The organism is Bradyrhizobium sp. ISRA442 (genome assembly GCF_038085055.1).
Lineage (GTDB): Bacteria > Pseudomonadota > Alphaproteobacteria > Rhizobiales > Xanthobacteraceae > Bradyrhizobium.
This window is the reverse complement of sequence record NZ_JALGCN010000006.1, coordinates 22,941-46,964: the sequence shown is the minus strand read 5'-3', so window position 1 is coordinate 46,964 and position 24,024 is coordinate 22,941. Positions and strand designations below refer to the sequence as shown.

Below are 24,024 nucleotides of genomic sequence, written 5' to 3'. Positions count from 1 at the left end.
CTCGTGACCAAACCCAAGATTGCTATCATCATCGGCTCAACCCGCAACACGCGGTTCGCCGACAAGCCGGCACAATGGCTGCTCGAACAAGCTCAGAGGCGGGATGAGATGACTTTCGAGCTAGTTGATCTGCGTGATTACGATCTTCCGTTTTTCAACGAGGCGGCGTCCAACCTGTGGCTGCCTTCGTCGGATGAACGCGCCGTAAAATGGCAGCGCAAGCTCGCGGATTTCGATGGATATATTTTCGTCGTGGCGGAGTATAACCGCTCGATCACAGGAGCGCTCAAGAATGCGCTCGATCAAGCCTACAAAGAGTGGAATCGAAAGCCGATGGCCGCCATGGGCTATGGCGGGGTCGGGGGCGCGCGTGCAGTAGAACATCTGCGCAACATCGCGGTCGAGCTCCAAATGGTGCCGTTGCGCCACGCCGTGCATCTGTCAGGCGGCGAATTTCTCAAGGTGTCGCCGATTGGGCAGAATGCACCGATGTCCGAGGTCGATGCGGTCTTGCAGCCTTCCTTGAAGTCCATGCTGGATGAATTGGCTTGGTGGGCAAACGCCACGAAGGCCGGGCGCGAGCAGGTGGTGAAAGCAGATTGACCTAAAAAATAGAGGGCTTTGGTGAAGCGATGCCGGTTATCTGGTGGTCTGTCCCGCATCAACGATGAAAGTCTGTCCGGTCGTGAAGGATGACATGGGCGAACACAGAAACAGCACCATACCCGAGATCTCTTCCGGCTTGCCCGCACGTTCGAACAAAGGTCCTGAAAGCACCTTTTTGCGCATAACAGGATCATCCAACCATCTCCGGGTCATCCCGGTCTCGACCAAGCCAGGCGCCAAGGCATTTACACGAATGTCGTCTTTGGCATGATCCACTGCGGCCGCTTTGGTCAGTCCAATGACTGCATGCTTGGCGGCCACATAGGGCGCCATTCCGGGATCGGCGATTACTCCTGCGATGGACGCGGTATTTACGATGGCGCCGCCTCCGTGTTTGGACATGTGCAGGATCTCGTGCTTCATGCAGAGGAAGACACCTTTAAGATCCACCGCGATCACTTTGTCGAATGTCGCTTCGTCTACTTCCGCAAGCGGAAGCGTCGGTGGAAGCACGCCCGCGTTATTGAACGCACAATCCAGGCGTCCGTAGCTGCCAAGTGTTGCCTCGACCAACGCTTTCACATCATCTTCTTTTGAAACATCTACTTTGACGAACAAGGCCTCGCCACCAGCCCCTTTGATTGCTGCAACCGTCTCTTCACCCTGTTCACTGAGGTCACCAACCACAACTTTTGCACCTTGTCGCGCGAACCCCAGCGCCGTCGCCCGACCAATTCCCGTGCTGCCGCCGGTAATCAATGCAACCTTGCCGAAATAGTCGAGAAGCTCGCTCATGGTTCAATGTTCCCTTGCCGAATGTCCAGCTTAAGCCCGGACTGGCCTTTGCCTTAAAGCAAGATATCAGGCCCGCTGCATGTGGCCGACTAACCTTCGTTTCCATTGTTTGGCCGTGCCGAACACAGGGTTCTAGGGACCCGACTATAAGTAGAGAGCTGCTCGTCTTTCCGGATCAAATCGAGCTGTTCGCGCCCCGCAGCTCGCCTTGATTGGAGAGGATCGGCGAGCCGAACGACCATCGTAAGATGCTCACTGATACAGATCCTTGTTTTGTTCGCGAAGGATATTCTTCTGAACCTTACCCATTGTGTTGCGCGGCAACTCGCTCACAAAGATCACTTTCTTAGGCACTTTGAACTTTGCCAAGCGGCCTTGCAGATGATTCAGGACGTCTTCCTCGGTCAACGTGCAATCCAATTGGCGTATTACAATCGCGGTAACGCTTTCACCGAAATCGGGGTGAGGACAGCCAATTACGGCAGATTCCACGACTCCTGCCAGAGCGTCGATTTCTGCTTCGACTTCTGCGGGATAGACATTGAAGCCACCGCTGATGATCAGATCTTTGGCTCGGCCAACGATTGTGAGATAGCCCTTCGCATCGAAGCGGCCGATATCGCCTGTAACAAAGAAACCATCAGGACGAAATTCGGCCTTGGTCTTCTCTGGCAGGCCCCAGTACCCCGAAAACACGCATGGACCGCGGACTTCGATTATTCCCGCCTCTCCATGCGGCAGCTGACGCCCGCTGTCGGGATCGACGATGCGTAGATCTATGTCCGGCAATGGAACTCCGACCGTGCCGGCGATGCGCTCTCCTTCGTAGGGATTCGATGTAGTTATGTTGGTTTCGGTCATTCCGTATCGTTCGAGTATGGCGTGACCAGTTCGTCTTTTGAACTCAAGGTGGGTTTCCGAAAGCAGGGGGGCCGATCCAGAGGTGAAAAGCCGAAAACCGGAGCAAGCCTCCTTCGTCAGAGCCGCATTGTTGAGCAACCGCGTGTAGAAGGTTGGAACGGCCATCATCGAGGTGGCCCTCGGAAGAAGGTCGATAATCCTGTCCGCATCGAACTTCTGCATGAAGATCATTGATCCGCCTGCCATCATCAGCGTGTTGCAAGCCACAAACAAGCCGTGCGTGTGGAATATTGGCAATGCGTGGATCAGAACGTCTTTGCTCGTGAAACGCCAATATTCCTTGAGGGTCCGCGCATTCGACGACAGATTGCCGTGAGTGAGCATGGCCCCTTTTGATCGGCCGGTTGTCCCAGATGTATAAAGGATGGCAGCAAGATCACCTTTGGAACGCTCAATATCAGCGAAGTCGGGCCCGAGATCTGCAGCAGCTTCAGAAAGAGTGCCCTTGCCTCTTGCGTCCAACGTCTCGACCCAAGAAATGCCGTTGCGGTGCGCCATCTCGACGATGGTATCGCGCCTCTTAGGGTCGCAGACGATGAGCGCAGGCTTTGCGTCGCTGACGAAATAGTCGAGTTCAGTAGGCGTATATGCGGTGTTCAATGGGAGATAGATCACGCCGGCTCGAAGGGCACCGAGGTAGAGCATCAAATTGTCGATGCTTTTGTCGACTTGAACAGCGACGCGATCTCCCGGCTTCAAGCCGCGCGCAGTCAGAACATTGGCCATCTGTCCCGACCGCGTGAGCATATCCCCATAGGTCAAAGATCGATTGTCGAGGTCTTCGATAAATGGGCTGTCGACGGCAGGAATGCTTTTGCGGATAAGATGAAAGAGGTTCATGGTCGCGCCAAACTGGATTCATTAACTTTCGAATCGCGTCAACTCGAACCGAGATGGTGTTCGTTTCGGCAGGTCATCGTTTCCTTGATTCACGGGTCGGCAAATCTCGGTAGACGGCGCTCTATCCAGGCCCGTAGTCCTTCCTGCGCGCTTGACGACGTGAGACTATCAAAGAATCTGACATTGATGGCGCCCGCGTCACCTGTGCCGCGCGCGATGGCGTTCAGCGACGCTTTTAGTCCCCGCAAAGAGACTGGAGACCTTTGCGCAAGCATCAGCGCGATCGCGCTCAAACGGGGTTCAAGAGCATCGGCCGCGGTGATTTCGTTGAGGAAGCCGATCCGAAGCATTTCGGCGCTGTTGATTTGATCGCCCGTTAGGAAAAGGCGTGTCGCCTCGGATAGTCCGAGCCGCTCTACATATCGCCTCAAGCCTGAATGGTAGTACTCGATACCCAGTCGCGCAGGGGACATAGTGAGACATGCTCCTTCCACTGCAATTCGAATGTCACACGCCAGCGCAAAGTCGGTAGCGCCACCGTAGACATTGCCATTGAGGCCGCAGATCGTTGGGATGGGGAGCGCTTCGAGCGTATCGCAGAGCGATGCGAAAGCTGCCGTGGATTCGCGAGCACGGTCGCTCGACAGCGTTTGCAGATCAAATCCGGAACTGAAACTAGGTCCACGCGCGGTGATCACTACGACCCGAACGGCTCTTCGAGCGGACAACTCGCGCAACATCACCGCCATTGTCTCGATGTCCGCTGGCTCGAAACGATTGTGCTGATCGGGGCGATTCAGGCGGATGCGCGCGACCGCGTCCTCGATCTGCAGTGTTGGGTGACCGGCCGGACCATGCGCCCTTTGTTCGCTCATGATATTTTATTTCATGGGCATAATATCTTTGTCAAACGAAAAAAAATATGTAAATACTCCACGAAGTGGCCACCACGGCGAAGACCAGGGGCGCGGATTGCAGGCTAAGAAGCAGTATCGGACCGACGAGATCAGGACGTGGATACGTGGCGAGATCGAATCCGGAGCGCTCTTGCCGGGGGCGCGTCTGGAGGAGCAGCCGCTGTCTGAGCGCTTTGGCGTTTCCAAGACGCCCGTCCGCGAGGCCCTCATTCAGCTTTCGTCGGCAGGCCTGGTGGAACTGCGGCAGCGTCGTGGAGCCGTCGTGACGCTCTTGAGTGTCGACCAAGTGATCTCGATGTTTGAGGTCATGACCGAGCTCGAAAGCGTGGCGGCCAAGCTTGCCGCCTCTCGCATGTCGGCGGACGATCGTGATGAGCTAAGCAAGATACATGATCGTAGCGAAGAGTTCGTTCGGAACGAAGACTTTGGTCAGTACGACGCTCTGAACAAGGAATTTCACGAGCTGATATATCGGGGATCCGGTAATCACTACCTGGAAGCCAGCGTCAAGGATATTCGAGGGCGACTGCGCGTCTACCGCAGATATCCCTTCCAAAGACCGGGACGGATTCTCCAGTCCTTCAAGGACCATAGTGACATCGTAAGCGCAATTATGAAGGGGGACGGCGAGACCGCAGCTCGGGTGATGCGTGATCACATCAGCATCGGTGGACGAGTATTCGCCGATTTGGTCATCGAGATGGTGCGATATTCCTGATGCGGAGGGGAGCTCCTTGAGTTGCCGCGGCATTGAATTCGATGGGCGACGGGCAGATCGTAACGGAGGAAAATTTGAACAGTTCGCTTGACGACAAGAAGATCCGACGACAACTCATGCTTATCGGTGGCGAGTGGCTCCCGGCGCGCACGGGGGAGGTGCTCACGGTCGAGAATCCAGGTCGGCGGCAGATCATCGCGACTGTTCCGCGCGGAGGGGTCGAGGATGTCGATCTAGCGGTCGCGAAGGCGCTTGCCGCCTTCGATTCTTGGCGAAGAACATCGGCGGCCGAACGCGGTCGTCTCCTTCTTGCCATCGCCGATAAGATCGAATCCGACCAGGAAAGACTTGCTCGACAGATCGCCGAAGAGACGGGAAACGCCCTCAGAACGCAGGCCCGGCCGGAAGTGAAAAGCTCGGCTGGGATCTTTCGCTATTTTGGAGGGCTTGCGTCCGAACTTAAAGGCGAAACCCTACCTCTTAGCCATGATCTTCTCAGCTTTACCCAGCGCGAACCGTTGGGCGTTGTGGCCGCCGTGATTCCCTGGAACGCACCATTCCTTTTGGCGGCGGTTAAGATTGCTCCAGCGCTCTGCGCCGGAAACACCATGGTCATGAAGACGGCCGAAGATGCCCCGCTTGCTGTGATGACCCTTGCAGAAATCTGTTCTCAATTTCTTCCTCCGGGAACGCTGAACGTGCTAAGCGGGACCGGGCAGGAATGCGGAGCGCCGCTGCTCAACCATCCGCTGGTCGCCAAGCTTTCATTCACCGGGTCAACGGCGGTCGGCAAATTGGTCATGGAAGCCGCAGCCAAGCGCATCTTGCCGGTCTCGCTCGAACTAGGTGGAAAGAGCCCCTCGATCGTCTTTCCGGACGCTACGGACGAATGGGTTGTCGAAGGCATTATTGCCGCGATGCGCTTCAGTCGACAAAGCCAATCTTGCACTGCTGGCTCCCGCTTATTCCTGCACCGGGATATCTACGACAGCGTTCTGGAGCGACTCGTCGAAGCGTCTTCCAAACTCCGTGTCGGCGATCCCCTGGCCGAGGAGACTGATATAGGCGCGATCATCAACGAGCGGCAATTCGCCCGAGTTTGCAACTACATCGAAGATGGATTGAAGCAGAGCGGATCCCAGCTCTTGTGCGGAGGACTGCCTGAGAATGACACGTCGCTACCCCGAGGCTATTTCTTAAGGCCGACCATTTTTGGCCAAGGCACCAATGCATGGCGCTTGGCGCGCGAGGAAATCTTTGGACCTGTACTGGTCGCGATCCCGTGGAGAGACGAACAAGAGGTCATCAAGATGGCCAACGACACGCATTACGGGCTTGCCGCCTATGTGTGGACCCACGATATCGGCAAGGCGCTAAGAGCCGCGAGAGACATCGAAGCGGGCTGGGTACAGATCAACCAAGGAGGCGGACAGCTTCCAGGTCATTCCTATGGCGGCTACAAACAGAGCGGCTTGGGCCGCGAGTTTTCGCTCGCGGCGATGCTCGACAGTTTCACACAGACGAAGAACATAACGGTGAATCTCACCCGCTGAGTTCGCCGTTGGAATTGGCTATCACTTCGCGGAGTTCTATAGACAGCCTCTCGGTGGAAAGTCCGCTCGGTCTTGGTGGCAAAGTAAGTCCCTCCTAGTTGGCAGTCCAAGCTGACGGTCTCTCCAGAGGGGGAGCCTGCTCACCACGGTTCACGATCGCTTCAACGCGTGGCTTAAGCGTGTGGTGAATACCTGGATCAACGGTTACGTCGTCGTTTCGACGACGTGTGTCGAGTGCGCATTGCGGGAAATGCCAGGCTTGTAAACCGATAGTCCTTGGGCCTCACTGCTGACCCGGAACATGCCGGGGTCCTCGGAGACTAGCCGGCAGCATCCAACAGCGTGATTATATTACCGGCCGGGTCGCTGACTTCAATTTGCCGCCTATGAGACCATGGTTCTGCCAGGCTCTCGCGCGATAGATGACCCTGCGATACGAGATACCTGAGGCATTCATCAAGTCCGTGAACATGAAACCTGACATATGTCCGCGATTCCAGAAGGGGGGCCAGAAGAGAGACTAGTTCAACTAGTTGCCCCTCGCCCGAAAGAAAAACTCGCTTATCTCCAGCCCGTTCAACTTCTCTGAGGCCGAGGCCGTCGGAATAGAACCATGCCGTGGCATCCATCCTGTCTATCGGCACAAAAATGCGAATGGTATTCATCAGATGCATCCTTGTTTGCGATGCCGCGAGCTCGGCGGGCGTGTCATTCTCCTACCGAGCGTCGCACCATCAAAGCTTGGAATCGCATGGGCTTGAACTCGTCAGGACCGGCGATGTTCTTGTAGGCGAGCACATTGTGGCCACGTCATCGTATCGACGCGGTCTTAATCGATGGGATGAAGATGCCGTCCCTACACATAGCACAAAACGCGAAAGGCGTTTGTACTCGCACATCACAGATCGATAACCAGCTTCGAGCTGAGACTGCCCGAGCAGCATATCATCATGGTTTCTCCGCGTGCGCGTTCGGACGCAGTTAGCACAAGATCGCGATGGTCGGGTATGCCGGCCAGGACACGAGTCTCGCAACTGCCGCAAACTCCCTCACGGCAGGAATAGGGCGCGTCCAAACCGGCCTCGATCATGGCCTCAAGGATCGTCTTCCCGGGTCTCACGGTAAGCGTCTTGCCAGACTGCGCTAATTCGACGTCGAAGCCGCCGGAAGGCTCGCCGACCGCGGCGCCAGCGAAGTATTCGAAATGCACGGTTTTTGCCGGCCGCGCGGCGGTCGCGCCGCGGAACACGTCCATCATGCCTAAGGGTCCGCAACAATAGAGATGCGTATCTGAAGGGAGCGGCGCGATCAGCGAGCCGACATCAAGCATGTCGTCGCGGACGCCTCCATCAAAATAAAAGCGGACGCGGCTGGACGTTGTCGAGTTGAACGCTCTTAGATAGTCGTAGAAGGCTGCGTGAGCCGGGCTGCGCGCGCCGAAGTGCATCTCCCAGGATCGGCCGATCTGTTCCAGCCGCCGGACCATTGACAGGATCGGTGTGACTCCGATCCCGCCAATGATGAACACAGTATGATGTGCGTCTTCCACCAAGGGAAAATGGTTCCGCGGCGCGCTGATCGTGAGCGCGTCGCCCTTTCCCAGGCGATCGTGCATATAGCGCGAACCGCCTCGACCGTTTGCATCGCGGCGTACGGCGATGACGTAGCGGTCGCGCTCATTCTGGTCGTTTAACAGCGAATAGCTGCGGATCTGCAGATCGGGAAGATAAACTTCCACATGCGCACCCGCCGTGAACGGTGGCAAGATTGTACCCGCTCGCGGCCGAAGTTCGAAGGAGAGAATGTCGGTCGCTTCCGGACGGACTTCAGCAATCACGGTTTCGATGGGATTCGCGGCTACCGTCACGACTGTCGATCCTAAGCTTATTAGACCATGACCGAGGTTGCTTTACTCCGCTGGGGAGGCCGCTGCCGCGGCGGACCGCCGCTTAATTAGAATGCTCATCAGCCATACACAAACCACATTGGCGAGTGCGATCAGGCCCAGCGAGAGTGTCGTTAGAGGCGTGGACCAGCCGGCGGCGAACATCAAACCGACCAGCACTGGGCCCATGGAGCTTCCGACGCGGCCGAAACCTGAACTCCAACCGATGCCTGTGGACCGCATGAACGTCGGATAGATAAGGGCCGATACGCCGTAAAGACCGCTCAACCCGGCCGGGATCAGCAGGCCGGCAAGCGTCGACATGATGCAGACCTCGATGAAGCTCGGTACCGAATAGCCGATGAGCGCGGTCGCCAGCGCTCCGCCCAGGAACATTCCGGACAGCAGCCAAAATAGCGACGAGCGAAATCGATCGAACAATTGTCCGGCGACGACAATGCCGATGATGCCGCCGATATTGTTGAATGTCAGCGCAAGCGATCCCTCGGCGATCGACATGCCAGCTTGCTTCAGTAGCATGGGCGTCCACACCAGAGTTCCGACTAGCACAAGATAATTGATGAAGAAGGCAATCCACAGCAGGCCTGTCATCGGGGCGCGCCGTTCCGTAAAAAGATGCCGGACCGGGGCGTCACGCTTAATCTCCTCGTTGATCACGAATCGAGTTGTCGCTTCATAGCCTCGGTTCGGCGCGAGCTTCTGCAGAACAGCACGGATCTTGTCGACATCGAAACCGCGAGTAATCATGAAGCTAAGGGATTCCGGCAACGAGGCATATAGCAAAAGACTGATAAGAAGCGAGAGCGCGCCGCAGACCTTGTAGACCGTCTGCCAATCGAAACTACTGAGCAACCCAGCACCGAGCAGGCCAGCGAGAATGCCGCCGCAGGGAACGGCGCCAAGGACGACAGCAACGACGCCCGCTCGATTGCGCTCGGGCGCGTATTCAGCGGCCAGTGCAAGATAGCAGGGCACCGCACCGCCGATGCCGAGGCCAGTAACGATGCGCAATGTTAATAGAGTGCTGAAGCTCTCCGCCCACGCCGTCGCGAGCGTTGCCGTACTGAACAGAAGGCCGCAAACGAGCAACATCCGCCGGCGTCCCCAGCGATCGGAAAAGAAGCCGATCCCAAAAGCGCCGATCAGCGCCCCCCATTGCGATGCCGATAGAAGTGGCCCTAACGCGCCGGGCGACAGCTTCAATCCGCGAGCGATCATCGGGCCTGTCACGCTCATGATCTGCGAGTCGAGGCCGTCGATCAGCGAAATCAGGAAGCAGATCGCGAACAACCACCATTGATAGCCGCTCACTTTTCGGTCGATCAATGCCGAGACGTTGACAACTTCCGCAGTCGCCATGGCCGTACCCCCGAAGGTCTGGTGTTGCGTTTCTATTCTCGTGTGCGTCCACACATTGTGTCGAGTTGAACAGCCGCTGCGCATATCGCTTGGCAGCGCATGCGCTGCCGCGACTCTTCGGCAAGCATGAAACTTATAGAGCCGTCGCCCAGAGGGGAACGCCCGTGACTTTGAGATTCTCGCAAGGATTTATATCAAACGCGATATGGATAGTAAGGTCTGGCCATCGTGCTAAAGTTCTGTGTTGCCGAGTGAGAGGAGGCCCTCGTGAAGTTCAAACAAAAGTTGACGGTGCGGCATCTGCGGCTGATAGAGGCGGTCGGGCGCGAGTTGAGCGTAAGCCGTAGCGCAAATGCTCTACATACATCGCAGTCGGCGATCTCTCGTGGTCTGACCGAGATCGAAGAGCTCCTCGGCGCAAGGTTGTTCGAGCGCACTACCAGGCGTATCACGCCGACAGCGGTCGGGCAGTCCCTAATCTGGCACGCACAGCAGATCATGGCGCAGTTCGATCGCGCTGAATCGGATTTCGATGCTTTATCACGGGGAGTCGGCGGTACCCTGACGGTCGGAATGATGGGTGCATTCTCGCCAACGGCTCTCGTGGAGGCGATCAAGCTCGCGACAGAGCAGGCGCCAAAATTGACAATCCGAATCCGCAGCAACTTCGCCGACGGGCTGATTGCGGACCTGACGAGCGGCAAATGCGATCTGATCGTCACCCATTTTGACGTAAGGCAATTTGGTAACGAGGAACTGTTGGTCGAGGTGCTCTACAATGAGCAGGTGGTTGTGGTGGCGGCGCCGGGTCATCCATTCACGCGTCGACGAATGCTCGACTGGGCTGACCTTGCGCGAGAACGTTGGGTTCTGATGCCGATTGAGACATCCACGCGGCGGGCGGTCGAGCGCAACTTGCTAATGCATTCGCAAAGCCGCAATCCGGTTTTCGTCGAAGCACTCGAATTGCATTATTTCCTTTCGTTGGTACGTGATGCGGGAATGCTAACAGCGCTTCCCACAGCGCTGGCCCGGTGGCTCGATCGCGAAACTAATATGGTGCGCTGTCTTCCGGTGGCAGACGAATTGTCGCCATGGGCCGTCTGTGTAGCAAGACTGCGCTCGAATAAAAGCGGGAGCGCCGAAAACCTCTTCATAAATTGCCTGAAGACGGCGACGGCTCAGAACCCAACGCCGGGACCGGGCGCTCAAAAGCGCAAGAGGCCCGCGACAAGTAAATAGGCTTGCACTCCGCCTCTCCTGAGAAATCAAATTCATATCCGTTACAATATAAGTCATTGCGTAAATCGCAGCGATTTCGATCTATTCGACGCCAGTGCTGGTTCCTATAACTTTGCGAGCAGCGGCACGATCGATCCCGCTTGATAGCGAGGATATGATCAGCAATAGGAGGACGGCGATGGATGGACGAACGACACAGCTCAAAAGCAAGGGCATGGATTACGCGCTCGCGGGACCCGATACGGTCGGTGGACGTTTCTTGCGCAAATTCTGGCAGCCCGTTTACATGTCGAAGAGCCTGGCGCGCGGAACGGCGCGACCGATATTGATCATGGGTGAAAAGTTCACTCTGTATCGCGGTGAGTCCGGTCGGGCTTTCGTAGTCGACCACCGTTGTGCGCATCGCAACACACAATTGTCGACGGGTTGGGTGCGTGGTGATTGCATACGTTGTTTCTATCATGGCTGGACATTCGACGGCAGCGGAGCATGCGTGGAGCGACCAGGGGAGTCGCCTTCAGGGGCGGCATCGGGAGTGCGTGTTGCCGCTTACCCGACACGAGAGCACATGGGGTTGATTTACGCCTACTTTGGCGACGGCGAACCGCCAGCGTTCCCGCCATTTCCAGAATTTGAAGGCGAGGGAGTGATCGACAACATAGTGGAAGAGTTTCCCTGTAATTGGTTTCAGACTTACGAAAATCAAGCGGACGAAGCGCATCTGTCGTTCGTGCACAGTCCGAGTGGTTCGCATCAAATGCTTGGCCGTGATGAGATCAAGGTGCCAGAAACATCCGCGGAAGAAATGCCATTTGGCATGGTGCGATATAGCAGCGTAGGCAACGGCAAGCGCCGCTCGACGCTATATCTATTTCCAAATACGATGCGAATCATCATTCCACCGTTCAGTGGTCTGACATTCGGCGGTTGGCGTGACTCTTATCTGACGCTCGTGCCGACGGACGACGAGAACCACATATTGTTCATGACGCAGTTTGTGCGCATACCCGAAGAAGATCGTGCTGCGTTCGAAGAGGCGCGTGCTGCTAACGATGAGCGGATTAAATCGGCGCGTAAGATATCGGACATCGCCCACGATATTCTTGACGGCAGGGCGGTTCTCGAGGATTTCCGCGATCATCCGCGCTTCCTATTGATCGAGGACGCGGTGGCCCAGGGTGGCCAGGGAGCAATCGCGGATCGTAGCCTTGAACATCTCGGCCGCACGGATGTCTGCATCGTTCGGATGCGGCGTCTGTTCGATCGCGAGCTGGAAGCGATCTCCCAAGGTAGGCCGATTAAAGCCTACGAGTATTCGGGCGAACCGCCGGAGCTTGGTTTCTGAGGCGCGGCAACCAAATCACTCGCGACGATACAACGGAGCAGATGATGATTACAGCAATCGTGCGTTACCGATTACCCTCGCACATTGGGCGCGAGGATTGCAAAGCGCACTTCAAGAAGATTTCCAAGAGTTTCGGGGAGGCGAAGGGACTGATACGCAAGCAGTTCATCTGGAGCGAGACCGGAACCGCGGGCGGCGTCTACCAGTGGGAGACGCTCGCCGACGCCAAGGCATTCTACCAAGGCCCATGGCTCGACGGGATCCTCGAACGTTACGGCATGTATCCGGAGATCGAATATTTCACAACCTTTGCAGTCACCGAAAATCCGGGCGGGAAAGTAACCGTGCTGGACTGAGAAAGTTCGGCGTCATTTCAGGTGCGATACGCGCACGTGCCCACCTGAAGGACGCCGCTGCCCATTCGCAGACGATTATGCGGAGCGCTCTTACGACGGGCGCTTCGTTTCTTGGCGTTCCATTCCTAAGCCGATCTCGAGCGACACGGAGTTGCACGACAAAAGCACGTTGGGCCTCAAGTGACGCATTTCGATGGAATGACTCTGTGAAAAATGCGCCCAGTCCGAGTGGCTCCGAAGCGAGAGAAGGGCTTTCGAAGCAAAGAAGAACTCACTGAAGGCGCCGGCGGGATTGAGGCCTGCCCAAGGAGGCGACCCGCCTCGGGTCCGAGTCTCAACGAAATTGCGATCCGTCCATGATCTAGAGTCATTCACGTGCTCGCAATAGATCGTGCGCATAGCAGTGGCCGTGAATTCAAGCTCTCGCTACGTCCCAGAAGGCCGCCTTCACAATCAAGTCGATGAATCATATTCTAGTGACGCAGCACGTGCCTGGTATTCGTCGCTCCCTTCAATGTGCTGGCGGACGAGACCCGCAGTCTTGCGGAGGTCTCCATTCGCGCCTGCGCTTTATCGGCGTCGCTCCCGGGCCCTCCTGGCGTATCGATCTCCCCGCTGCTCTGTTTTTTCAATTTCGTGCAGAAATTTACATATTTCGTGCAGGATGAACGTTGCGCTCGTTGTCTATTCTCTCCCAAAAATGGCCGTGGACTATATGGAGCGGTCCCGCGACAGGGAGAGGAACCTTTGAACGTTCTGGCCGATGGACCGATCGGGCTGCTTTACCGCGAAGTTGGAGAGCGAGCGTGATTAGGGTTGCCAAGGCAGAGGCCAAGACCTGCTGGTACTGCGAGAAGCCTCGAAGTGCGACCGCGCGGCGCAATGATCGCGCCGTTTGCGCATCGTGTAACGGCTTCATGAAGCAGGGTGTGATTTGCATCGGCGTGGGCGTTGCGCTCGAACAAGACACGCCAAGTGACAAGACTTACCGCGACGGTCATTGGTGCGTGCTCTCGCTCGACGAGTACACGAACAGATTTTGCAAAGAGCCGCCGAAGTGGCGCGTTGCGTTCGTCACGCCTGAGGCGTGGCGCAAGACGGGCCTGCCCAAGGTTGGGAGGCACGGCGCATCGTACAGCGAGAACGCAACTTAGGGCCGGAGTACTTGGAGAGCTTGAGCGCCGATGCCGAAGAAGCCACCATTGCTTAAGCGGCACGCACAATTCGCTGAGTGCCGGGCGGAGTACGCAGCTCTGGCGCATGCTGGTGTGCGATTCATTGATCTCACGTTGAATTCAGCGGCGCCTCGGCAAGCACTCGCGTGTGACCATCGCCATACAGAAATGTACTGCCACGCGCCAGAAGTGTGTCCAGCCGTCAGACGTGCGCGGTGTCTCCATGCCGATCGATAGGGTCAACCACGCCTCGCGTGAGGGAACGACCGAGACGAAGGTGCAGGAATCACCTCATCTCGGTGAGCACAAGCGAATGCTGCGTGGTACTGAGCTCCCGGTCGGGCTCCAGGGCAAACCGATGTTCATCGACCCGCGCGTGACGATCCTCAACGAGCCGCTTGCAACTGCTCTGGTCAATGTTTGGCACGCCGACCGACCCCGACAGCCCGTTTTGGTTCCGCACGATTCTGTAAAGAAGCTATTCCATCCCGACGAAGGGTGCTGCGCGACCAAAGGAAGCAACGTCGAACGATTCGGACGGGCTCGAGGTGTTTGGACATTGTTCCGCCGAACCGCCGACATCATCGGTCGATCGCTGCGATACTACCCGGCGGGCGACTAGAACAACTCTGCAACGCGATTGCTCATGACGAAAACTCGATACCGCACAGCAGTCGCCGAACATCTCACCGAAATCATTGGTCCTCACGCCCGCGGTGTCGGCCGAAATGCAAGCTCGTAGCACATCCTGTCATTGCCGTTCCAGGCCATCCTGCTCCTCCATGGTCGATCAATCGGAGTTTGATTTCCGCCTCGGAAGCCTCATCCATGATGTCTCCCGGCTGCGACGGCTTATGTTCGACCGGGCCCTGGCACCTCTTGGAATTACGCGCTCGCAATGGTGGGTGCTTGAATTTATAGCGCGCAACGATGGCTTGCCGCAGACCCGACTCGCCAACGGTCTCGATCTGGGAAAGGTCGCCCTTGGAACATTGATTGATCGTCTTGAGGCGGCAGGCTTTGTCATTCGACAAATCGATCCGGCCGATCGCCGGGTTAACCGGGTCTATTTGACTAAACAGGCACTGCAATTGTTGGAGGGGATTCGAAAGAATGTTGAGACTTTCGATGGCGCGGTACTGAGAGACGTACATGAAGAAGAGCTGGAAGCCACCTCGCGCGCGCTCCTGGCGATCAAGCAAAATTTGTTGGCTTTGTGTGCAAAAACGAAGGCCGAGGAGCCTGTCACTGACAGACGTGATTGCGATCGGAGGGATCGGCAATAGGTGGCGCTTGTTGAAGTAAGCGGGAGCTGACACGACAGGTTGATGCATGACAGCATAGCAAAGTATGCTCCCATGGCAGCAGGATTGGCTACCCGGATTATCGTCTGGAATATCGTCGGGTGTGCGAACGTGGGCCAGTCCTTCGGCCAACGCCACTCGTGTTGCTTGTTGCGGTCGCTGATTGTCTCCCTTGCTGCTACCTCGACAGAGTGCGCTCTCCGAGACAATGGCTAGAAGGTAAGCGTGTTTTTCTCAGCGCGCCCTGGCTTCGCAGCCGGCCGCGGCAATTCGGTGAAGCTAGTGTCGGTATCGCTGCCATGGCACTAGCGCCCCCGATCGACGTGTCCGGTCGCTGGGGAAAGATCGATCAGCGAGTGCCTCGAACCCAGCGTGCATACTCCTCTAGGGACCGGGTTCGACACAGTACTCACAGTAGCCGAACGATTCCTCTCAACAACCGGTGCGAGCCAACGTTCTTAGTGCGTTAGCTAACTATAAGACATGCCTAGTTGCCACGCGCTGCCGAAATCACAACGCGGCGGTCGTTTCAAAGTTGTCCTTTCATTTAGCTGAAGTCATGAAGGTAGCGGCGCGGGCCCGACCTCTCTTTCAGACGATGTCGCGTCGACGACGCCAGCAAGCGAGTGAGCGCGGTTCGAGCGCTAAGCTCTGTACTGGTTGGAAGTCTTAACAAGGGGGACTGGAAATGAGAGTTAGGAAGGCCCTGATTGTAGTTGCGAGTATCTCGATGAGCTTGAGCGCCGCGAACGGATACGAAGCGTCGCCCAGCCAACAAAAGAGTGGAATTTTTATTGGAGCAAGCGCAGGGGTTCCTCCGGAAGGAATCTACATGTTCAACCAATTTTTCACATACCAATCTAATATCGTTGGACCTGTGACCGGGGTGATTGGAAACAAAACCGGCTTCCAGGCAGCGGTCGACGTTCAGGGATTCCTGTTCGTGCCAGGATGGACGGTTCTGGGAGCTACGTACGATGCGGTTGTAGTAGTGCCGTTCGTTACGCAAAGCGCAGGCAGTCCGTTGAATGCACAGGCTTCCGGGATGTACAACACATATATAGTCCCGGCGGAACTAAGCTGGAAGATCGCGGATACTGGCTTTCAAGTTAAGACCGGTCTCGGGATGTTTGTGCCTGATGGGACAATTACCGGTCCTGGAGGCACAGGAAACATCGGAAAGCCGTATTGGACGTTCCAGCCGGAAGCGATCGTATCGTATTTGAAGGATGGTTGGAACCTGTCCGCAGCCATCTACGGAGAATTCAATACCGCAAATAGGATCACTGGTTATAGGACGGGCAACATCCTGCACGCGGACTTTACGGCCACCAAGACCATAGGCAACTGGACCTTCGGACCCGTAGGTTACTATGTCGGGCAAGTCAGCAATGACAAGTCCAGCGCCTACTACGGCAACTTGATTCAAAACGCGAACAGATACGACATATGGTCGGTCGGCGGCCTTGTAGGCTACAATTTCGGACCCGCAAATTTTAGCGTGTGGGCGACACAAGAGGTCTCCGCCCGCGCGTCGGGAGCAACTGCCGGTGGCCCTGTGGACGTATCTGGCATTGCGAAGGGATTCACTGCGCTCGCAACCCTCAGCTTTCGGCTTTGGGGTCCAGACGAAGCGCCCGTACCTAAGAGACCTTTGATCCATAAATGATCTCCGAGTCCGCAACGTCGCGACATTCGTCCCAAATACTGAGATGTCATGATCGTAACGGGGAAGGTTGGTCGCAAGACGCCGATCAGGATGCATACAGCACGTTAGCGACGTCCCTTGCTCCGTACGCTGGGAAATCGAAAGTGCCGCAGGCGTAGAAATAGTCGGCGCCTGGGTTGCGAATTCAGCTGAGGTAGTATTCTCAATTTACCAGGAGGTAGTGATGGCGGTAACAACGCAGACGATGACGGACGAGCAACGTAAATCGGTGGCGCTGGAGTATCTCAAGCGTCTCGACCGGGGCGATGACATCTTCGAACTTTTCGCTGATGACGCTCAGTTATATTTCCCGAAGTTTGGGGTCGTCGATGGTGTCCAGGCAGTCAAGAATGTGTTCGCGTCGGTCGGGGAAATTATCGCGGCGGTTAAGCACGACTATGCCAATTTCAATTATATCCACCAGGGCGACGTTGTCGTGGTGGAGGGCACCAGCTCTGGCCGAACCACGAACGGGCGCGAGTGGCGCGCCGGCCTCACCCATGCCGGTCGCTGGTGTGATGTGTTCGAGATTCGTGATTTCAAGATCCAGCGCCTGTTCATCTATCTCGACCCTGACTACGGCGACGAGGACACCGCCCGCTATCCTTGGTTGACCAACAAATAATGTTTTGAGGACTGAGGATCGCGAGATGGGTACTTCGGCGGTCTCGGCGCGAGGCCGCCGATCACCAGAAAGGTACTTCGGCGACCTCGGCGCGAGGCGCTCCCGCATCAGTCGAGCTTCAGCGGACTGTCCTGAACCGTATCGCTCCGGCAAGTGATCCGGATGACATTGTCGCTTTGAAAGAGGCACTCGCGGTCGAGCGCGCGAAGTTTGGAGATCGCTGCCGAGCTCGCGGTCGCCCGCGAAAGCGTCGGAAGACGAAGCGCTGATGGCTCAGCAGAAGCTGCAGATCGCCAAGTTAAACCATCAGATCTAAGGGCAACCGTCGGAGCGTTCGGCGCGGCTGATCGAGCAGTTGGCATTGGCACTCGAAGGGCTGGAAGCCGACGCCACCGAGGACGAGCTGGCGGCGGAATAGGCCGCGGCCAAGACCGGCGAGGGTGCGGGAAGTTATCCGCAAGCGCGCCGAGCGCCCGACCTTCCCCGACCACCTCCCCGGGACCGGGTGGTCATCGACGGGCCGACCGCGTGTGAATGCTGCGGCAGCAATCGCCTTCGCGCGAGGACGTGACGCGGACGCTGGAAGTGGTGCCGCGCCATTGGAAGGTGATCGAGACGTTCCGGGAGAAGTTCTCCTGCCGCGACTGCGAGAAGATCAGCCAGGCGGCGGCCCCGTTCCATGCCATCGCTCGGTTAGGCTGGCCCGAGCCTCCTGGTGATGATCATGTTCGAGAAGTTCGGTCAGCATCAGCGGCTCAACCGCACGTCATTCGGCTTGACTATCGCCGATCAACTGTTTGGAAATCAAACAGTTGCTGGGGCGGACCGCCAATGAGCGATGACTCTAATTTGGCGTGTGAATTCGACGAGCCTCGACCTTAGCTTCGATCTCTGCTGCGAGTCAAAGTTTACTAGGCGGCAGAGCTCGCCCTGTTGGGCGAGACAGATGCTGTGCTCCAGCATCTCGCGACGCAATCGGCGGCACCATGACGGGTAAATTGTCGGTTGCTCAGTTGGTATCGAGCTGATTGCGGCTGCGCTCGCCAAAGCGGCTCATCGCTCTCGAGCACCCAAATCGTAGGTTAGATGCGGCCCGCACGCAAGTTTTAGAAGCGACGCGTGACCCCTCATTCGATGGAGATGCTCGCCTACCTTTCAAGGGCACAGCAGGTATATTGAACTGTGCGCTATCAGAGAGGCGCGGATGCCAAGATGCGCGATCCCGATGCTAACGAAAACCATAGCGGACATTGCACTCGCCTGCGGTTTCAAGCACGAGAGCGTCGGACGCCAATGTTGCAGCGTTGCAAGGCGTGACCCCGGCCCGCAATCGGATCTACGCGGAGACAGATCGGGACCGGGACTCGATCGGATATGATTTTTTCAATTTCGTGCAGTTTCCAGTTGATTTCGTGCAGGCCGGAAGTCGGAGCCGTCGCTAACTTCCACCTACAAGAAATTGGGAGAAAACGTCATGAGCATCGATGGCATGGCCATAGCGCCTGCGCGCCCCTCGCATTCGAGCCGTCTGAAACAAGGCTCGGCCACGTGTGCTTACTGCTCGCAACAATAGCGCGGTGTTCGGTTCGGGAACGGCCGTGCCGCTCGACACGGATTTCCTGAATGGGAGGACATGGAGATGCGCGTCGGTGCGGGAGTCGTCCTGCTTTCAGATGTCGCTGGCGTCTCTATGCTCGTTGATGCGGTCAGTCGTCGCGAGGCGCAATGAAGTTCACCATGCTCGGACGATGCCGCGTCGGGACGCCTGGCTGATCCAACTTGGTGTCGACATCATGGATGCGTGCCGAGCCGATTATCTTTCGTACCGTCACCGATTGGGCCGGAGTGAGGGCCCACCGCGACTCGGAAAGCAGGGTGACCAAGCCACCAAACAGAGGACGACATGAACACTTCAAGCAAACCTTTGATCGAGACTGACGTTCTCGTAGTCGGCAGTGGTCCGGCCGGTGCGACCTCAGCCGCGTTGCTTGGCATGTATGGCGTAAAGCACCTACTCGTGACTAAATTCGGATGGCTGGCTGATACGCCGCGCGCTCATATCACTAATCAGCGAGCGATGGAGGTCCTCCGTGAGCTGGGCGTCGAGCAGAAGGTCATCGCTCAGGGAACGCCACAGAATTTAATGGCTAACAATGTTTTCTGCGACAGCCTTGCCGGCGAGGAATTTGGCCGCCTCTATTCGTGGGGTAACCACCCGACGCGCCGCGCCGAATACGAGCTGGCGAGTCCCACCAGCATGTGTGATGTGCCGCAAAATCTTCTCGAGCCTATTCTGCTGGAAGCTGCCGGCCAGCGCGGAACTGCGATCAGATTCAATAGTGAATTCGTTGATCTGGTCCAGAATTCCGATCACGTCACGGCGACGATCACCGATCGGCTATCTGGCGAGAGCTACCAGATCCGCGCCAAATATCTAATCGGCGCCGACGGCGCGCGTAGTCGTGTCGCCGAAGTTGTCGGCTTGCCGATGGAGGGTCAAATGGGACTCTCTGGCAGCATGAACATTGTGGCTCAAGTCGATTTGACCAAGTACGTAGCCCACCGTCCAAGTGTACTTTACTGGGTCCTGCAGCCTGGAGCGCGTATGGGCGTCGGGGCTGGCGTCGTGCGCATGGTACGTCCTTGGAACGAATGGCTGTTCATCTGGGGTTACGACATGGAACGAGGAGCCCCCAAGATCAGCACGGACGATGCAGTGCAAATCGTCCGTAACCTGGTCGGTGATGAGAGCTTGGAAGTCACCATTCGCTCGACCTCGACCTGGACAGTAAACGAAATGTACGCCAGCAACTACGCGGCGGGACGGGTCTTCTGCATGGGTGATGCTGTGCACCGCCATCCGCCGACTAATGGGCTCGGTTCCAATACCTCGATCCAGGACGCCTACAATCTGTGCTGGAAGCTGAAGCTAGTGCTCGAGAACCGGGCATCGCCCACGTTGCTCGATACGTACTCCGCTGAGCGGCAGCCCGTGGGTAGGCAAGTCGTCAAGCGCGCCAATAAGAGCATCAGGGATACAGGGCTGATTTTCGAGGCGCTCGGTCTTCTATCATCTTCTGATCCCTTGAAGGCGCGAGAGACTATAGAGGCGCGCAAGGCGCCGACGCCAGAAGGCAAGAATCGACGGCGCAGCATCTACCAGGCGATTGCGAACAAGAGTTATGAGTTCAATTGCCACGGCGTCGAGATGAACCAGCGCTATGCTTCGTCAGCCATAGTATCAGATGCTTCGCCTGAGCCGCCATTCCTACGCGACCATGAACTTCACTACCATCCCACGACTTGGCCGGGCGCACACCTTCCGCATGCGTGGGTCGAACAGCGAGGCAAGCGGAAGTCTACACTGGACCTTGCAGGCAAGGGCCGCTTCACGCTGCTAACTGGTATCGGCGGCGGGTGCTGGAAGGATGCAGCGGTCGCCGTCGAAGCGGCTTACGGACTAGAAGTCGATGTGGTCAGCATCGGTCCCGCAGGGTGCGATGCGCTCGATATCTATGCAGACTGGTACCGATTGAGTGAAGTCGATGAAGACGGTTGCGTCGTGGTCCGGCCCGACCTGTACGTGGCGTGGCGGGCAAAAGAAGCGATTCCGAATGCGTCTGACGTGCTGGTCGAGGTGTTCGGGAGGGTGCTCGGCCGGCGAACAGAAGTCACTGATGGGCCAGAGGCCGTCGGAATCGCTTGAGCACAGGGTAGGACTCTACGGATCATCCATCCACGCCATTCGAAAATCAGGGCAGAGGCAAGATGCCTAAGCCGCCGAATTGCGGTCCAGGAGTCCATTTTCATGATGAAAGACGTTCACACGTGTCAACAGATGTGGCGCCGCCGCAGCGGCGACAGGGAGGATCGATCATGAACAAAGACAGAGGAAATGCCGCAAACGGACGCAAAGTACCGCGTCCGAATCGACGCCGAGTTTTGCAGGGTCTTGTCGGCACAGCCATCGGCGGGACATTGACTGGGTTCAGCTCAGCAGTTCAAGCCGCAAAGCCCATCAAAATCGGCTACGTCTCACCTAAGAGTGGACCATTAGCCGGATTTGCGGAAGCCGATGAGTTCGTACTTACAGAATTCCGAAAGTCGCTCAAGGACGGCATCAAGGTCGGCTCACAAACACGTCAAATCGAGATCGTCGTCAAGGATAGCCAGTCTAATCCAAACCGCGCTGCGGAAATGGCCAAAGAGTTGATAACCCGTGACGACGTTTCTCTCATGGTGGTCGGGGCTACGCCAGAAACCGTAAACCCCGTTGCGACGCAATGCGAGCTAGAGCAGATCCCCTGCATCTCAAGCCTCGCGCCTTGGCAGACCAATTTCATTGGTCGCCAGGCGAATCCAGCAGACCCGAAGAGCTGGAAGCCGTTCGACTACACGTATCACTACTTCTGGGGCCTCGAGGACGTCATCGACGTATTTACGGGGATGTGGAGCCAAGTCTCGACGAACAAGATGGTGGGGGCGCTCTTTCCGAATGATGCCGACGGCAATGCATGGGGTGACCCAAAGATCGGTTTCCCGCCGGTGCTCGCCAAACAGGGGTACAAGTTCACCGATTCCGGTCGCTTTCAGAATCTCACGGATGATTTCAGTTCACAGATTGCGGCTTTTCGCAATGCAGACGTGGAAATCGTCACCGGCGTAATTATCCCACCGGATTTCACCACCTTCTGGAACCAGGCGCGTCAAAAGAGCTTCAAACCGAAGGTCGTATCCGTCGCTAAGGCGCTCCTGTTCCCGACTGCGGTACAGGCACTGGGTAAGAGTGGCAACAACATCTCTACCGAAGTTTGGTGGACGCCAACGCACCCCTACAAATCCAGCTTGAACGGCACAAGCGCGGCAGAGCTTGCGAGAGGCTACGAACAGGCTTCGGGCAAGCAGTGGACCCAGTTCATAGGCTTCGTGCACTCGCTTTTTGAGGTAGCCGTAGACGCGATCAAGAGATCCGATGATTCGGGCGACGGCGCAGCGATTTCAAAAGCGATCGGCGCGACTAAGCTCGATACGATCGTTGGTCGGATCGAGTTCGGATCCGACAGAGTGCCGTCGTTCGCTGCCAAGAACATCGCCAAGACACCACTGGTCGGTGGCCAGTGGCGCCTTAAGGGCGATAAGTACGACATGGTCATTACCGAGAACAGACACGCGTCTCAGATACCGCTCGGTGGCGAAATGCAAGCTCTTAGCTGAGAGCCGGCTCGTTCGGGAATATTCATGCTTGAACTCAACACCGTCTCCAAACGGTTCGGGGCAATCGTGGTCGCCGATAACATCGATTTGCGAATCTCCGAGGGCGACGCGCTGGGCGTGATCGGTCCCAACGGCGCGGGCAAGTCGACCCTATTTAACCTCGTCACCGGAATGGTGCGGCCGGATTCAGGTCGCATTATTCTCGACGGTAACGAGATTACACATCTTTCGCCCCAGGATCGCTGTCGCGTCGGCATCGGACGATCGTTCCAGATCCCACAGCCTTTCGACCATCTCTCGGTGTTTGAGAATCTTTCGGTCGCCGCATTGTTCGGCGCCAACATGCCTGAAGCCGCGGCCGTTCAGCATTGTGGGCGGATCCTTGTCCTAACGGGCCTCGAAGGCAAGGCAAATCGTTTGGCCGGTGCCTTGCCGCTCCTCGATCGCAAGCGATTGGAGTTGGCTCGGGCGCTCGCCACGCACCCGCGCGTGTTGTTACTGGATGAAATTGGTGGCGGCCTCACGGACGCCGAGTGTCACGAGCTGGTCGAGACGATACGCACAATCCATCAACAAGGTGTCACCATCATTTGGATCGAGCACGTGGTCCATGCACTAGTTGCCGTAGTGCAGCGCCTCGTCGTGCTGAACTTCGGTAAAATTGTCGCGCTTGGCCATCCATCTGAGGTGATGCGCTCTCGAGAGGTTCACGCCATTTATATGGGAGTACCTGCATGAGCGCGCTCGTCACAGCCGCAGCGCTCGATGCATTTTACGGCGATTTTCAGGCGCTGTTCGGTGTCGATTTTGAAGTGCGTAAGGGCGAAGCTGTTGCGGTGATCGGGGCCAATGGCGCAGGCAAGTCGACGTTGTTGAAATCAATGGCTGGTCTGGTGCGCAACCGTCCCGATACCATCCATTTCGTCGGCCGCGCCATCGGCGACAGCTCTGCAGCCAGTGTCGTCAGACTTGGGCTCGCGTTGGTACCAGAGGGGCGGCATCTGTTTCCCTCGCTCTCCGTCGAAGAGAATTTACTGATCGGGGCCTATGGCGGCGAGCGGACGACCCCCTGGAATGTGGAAGCAGTCTACAAGATGTTTCCAGTCTTGCACGAACGCCGCCGCAGTGCCGTGACCGTTCTCTCCGGCGGCCAGCAGCAGATGGTCGCAATAGGCCGCGCGCTAATGTCAAATCCGTCCGTTCTGTTATGCGACGAGATCAGCCTTGGGCTCGCTCCCATAGTCGTCGAGCATATCTACCGAATGCTGCCGAAGATTCGCGAAAGCGGCACCGCAGTTGTGGTGGTTGAGCAGGACGTCGCCCGCGCCCTACGTTCTACGGACCGGTTCTACTGCCTACAAGAGGGTCGGGTGACGCTACAAGGCCGATCATCCCAAACAGACAACGACGCGATCCGGGCAGCCTACTTCGGGATGTGAG

The 24,024-nt window shown here is 57.0% G+C and carries 21 protein-coding genes and 1 pseudogene; 16 read left to right on the top strand and 6 right to left on the bottom strand.

Annotated features, from left to right (window positions below):
- Window positions 1-3 precede the first annotated feature (3 nt).
- Window positions 4-603 (top strand): NADPH-dependent FMN reductase, encoded by a 600-nt coding sequence (locus MTR72_RS14855; RefSeq protein WP_280969048.1) that lies wholly within the window; start codon window positions 4-6, stop codon window positions 601-603.
- Between the two features lie 36 nt (window positions 604-639).
- Here the strand turns inward: MTR72_RS14855 and MTR72_RS14850 are convergent, their stop codons facing one another.
- The 3 genes from MTR72_RS14850 to MTR72_RS14840 all read right to left on the bottom strand — a co-directional run bounded on the left by MTR72_RS14850 (window position 640) and on the right by MTR72_RS14840 (window position 4,037).
- Window positions 640-1,401 (bottom strand): glucose 1-dehydrogenase, encoded by a 762-nt coding sequence (locus MTR72_RS14850; protein ID WP_280969049.1) that lies wholly within the window; start codon window positions 1,399-1,401, stop codon window positions 640-642.
- A gap of 252 nt (window positions 1,402-1,653) precedes the next feature.
- Window positions 1,654-3,162, bottom strand: a complete 1,509-nt coding sequence (locus tag MTR72_RS14845) for a malonate--CoA ligase (protein WP_280969050.1) — start codon at window positions 3,160-3,162, stop codon at window positions 1,654-1,656.
- An 89-nt stretch (window positions 3,163-3,251) separates the two neighbouring features.
- Window positions 3,252-4,037 carry an enoyl-CoA hydratase/isomerase family protein gene (locus MTR72_RS14840; RefSeq protein WP_280969051.1) on the bottom strand — a complete coding sequence of 262 codons (786 nt, stop codon included), beginning with the start codon at window positions 4,035-4,037 and terminating at the stop codon, window positions 3,252-3,254.
- Between the two features lie 97 nt (window positions 4,038-4,134).
- Between MTR72_RS14840 and MTR72_RS14835 the strand changes: the two genes are divergently transcribed.
- Window positions 4,135-4,797: a GntR family transcriptional regulator gene (locus tag MTR72_RS14835; RefSeq protein WP_280969052.1), complete on the top strand. Its 663-nt coding sequence runs from the start codon at window positions 4,135-4,137 to the stop codon at window positions 4,795-4,797.
- Window positions 4,798-4,838: 41 nt separating this feature from the next.
- Window positions 4,839-6,350, top strand: a complete 1,512-nt coding sequence (locus tag MTR72_RS14830; protein WP_341510446.1) for an aldehyde dehydrogenase family protein — start codon at window positions 4,839-4,841, stop codon at window positions 6,348-6,350.
- Between the two features lie 320 nt (window positions 6,351-6,670).
- Here the strand turns inward: MTR72_RS14830 and MTR72_RS14825 are convergent, their stop codons facing one another.
- From MTR72_RS14825 to MTR72_RS14815, 3 genes are all read right to left on the bottom strand, one after another.
- Window positions 6,671-7,015 (bottom strand): VOC family protein, encoded by a 345-nt coding sequence (locus MTR72_RS14825; RefSeq protein ID WP_280969054.1) that lies wholly within the window; start codon window positions 7,013-7,015, stop codon window positions 6,671-6,673.
- Window positions 7,016-7,248: 233 nt separating this feature from the next.
- Window positions 7,249-8,217, bottom strand: coding sequence for a PDR/VanB family oxidoreductase (locus MTR72_RS14820; protein WP_341510445.1), 969 nt, complete (start codon window positions 8,215-8,217; stop codon window positions 7,249-7,251).
- A gap of 42 nt (window positions 8,218-8,259) precedes the next feature.
- A complete protein-coding gene (locus MTR72_RS14815; protein ID WP_280969056.1) occupies window positions 8,260-9,615 on the bottom strand; it encodes an MFS transporter in 1,356 nt (451 codons plus the stop codon).
- A 267-nt stretch (window positions 9,616-9,882) separates the two neighbouring features.
- On the opposite strand from MTR72_RS14815, the gene MTR72_RS14810 reads away from it, so the two are divergent.
- From MTR72_RS14810 to MTR72_RS14750, 13 genes and pseudogenes are all read left to right on the top strand, one after another.
- Complete coding sequence (locus tag MTR72_RS14810; protein WP_341510444.1) at window positions 9,883-10,857, top strand: LysR family transcriptional regulator; 975 nt, start codon at window positions 9,883-9,885, stop codon at window positions 10,855-10,857.
- Between the two features lie 178 nt (window positions 10,858-11,035).
- Entirely contained in the window at window positions 11,036-12,202 is a 1,167-nt protein-coding gene (locus MTR72_RS14805) for a Rieske 2Fe-2S domain-containing protein (protein WP_280969058.1), read from the top strand.
- Window positions 12,203-12,246: 44 nt separating this feature from the next.
- Complete coding sequence (locus tag MTR72_RS14800) at window positions 12,247-12,558, top strand: hypothetical protein (RefSeq protein WP_280969059.1); 312 nt, start codon at window positions 12,247-12,249, stop codon at window positions 12,556-12,558.
- Between the two features lie 806 nt (window positions 12,559-13,364).
- Entirely contained in the window at window positions 13,365-13,712 is a 348-nt protein-coding gene (locus tag MTR72_RS14795; protein ID WP_341510443.1) for a hypothetical protein, read from the top strand.
- A gap of 169 nt (window positions 13,713-13,881) precedes the next feature.
- A complete protein-coding gene (locus MTR72_RS14790; RefSeq protein ID WP_341510442.1) occupies window positions 13,882-14,355 on the top strand; it encodes a hypothetical protein in 474 nt (157 codons plus the stop codon).
- Between the two features lie 160 nt (window positions 14,356-14,515).
- Window positions 14,516-15,019 carry a MarR family winged helix-turn-helix transcriptional regulator gene (locus tag MTR72_RS14785; RefSeq protein WP_341510441.1) on the top strand — a complete coding sequence of 168 codons (504 nt, stop codon included), beginning with the start codon at window positions 14,516-14,518 and terminating at the stop codon, window positions 15,017-15,019.
- Window positions 15,020-15,767: 748 nt separating this feature from the next.
- Window positions 15,768-16,706 (top strand): SphA family protein, encoded by a 939-nt coding sequence (locus tag MTR72_RS14780; protein ID WP_280969063.1) that lies wholly within the window; start codon window positions 15,768-15,770, stop codon window positions 16,704-16,706.
- Window positions 16,707-16,929: 223 nt separating this feature from the next.
- Window positions 16,930-17,370, top strand: coding sequence for a nuclear transport factor 2 family protein (locus tag MTR72_RS14775; protein ID WP_280969064.1), 441 nt, complete (start codon window positions 16,930-16,932; stop codon window positions 17,368-17,370).
- Between the two features lie 176 nt (window positions 17,371-17,546).
- Window positions 17,547-18,133: pseudogene (locus MTR72_RS14770) on the top strand (IS66 family transposase zinc-finger binding domain-containing protein); the annotation flags it as partial.
- A 1,140-nt stretch (window positions 18,134-19,273) separates the two neighbouring features.
- The gene (locus MTR72_RS14765) at window positions 19,274-21,076 is read left to right on the top strand and encodes an FAD-dependent oxidoreductase (protein ID WP_280969065.1); all 1,803 of its coding nucleotides are present in this window, start codon (window positions 19,274-19,276) and stop codon (window positions 21,074-21,076) included.
- 170 nt (window positions 21,077-21,246) lie between these two features.
- Window positions 21,247-22,584, top strand: coding sequence for an ABC transporter substrate-binding protein (locus MTR72_RS14760; protein ID WP_280969066.1), 1,338 nt, complete (start codon window positions 21,247-21,249; stop codon window positions 22,582-22,584).
- Window positions 22,585-22,608: 24 nt separating this feature from the next.
- The gene (locus tag MTR72_RS14755; protein WP_445819580.1) at window positions 22,609-23,322 is read left to right on the top strand and encodes an ABC transporter ATP-binding protein; all 714 of its coding nucleotides are present in this window, start codon (window positions 22,609-22,611) and stop codon (window positions 23,320-23,322) included.
- A complete protein-coding gene (locus MTR72_RS14750) occupies window positions 23,319-24,023 on the top strand; it encodes an ABC transporter ATP-binding protein (protein WP_280969067.1) in 705 nt (234 codons plus the stop codon). The genes MTR72_RS14755 and MTR72_RS14750 overlap by 4 nt, the downstream gene beginning before the upstream one ends.
- Window position 24,024: the final 1 nt, after the last annotated feature.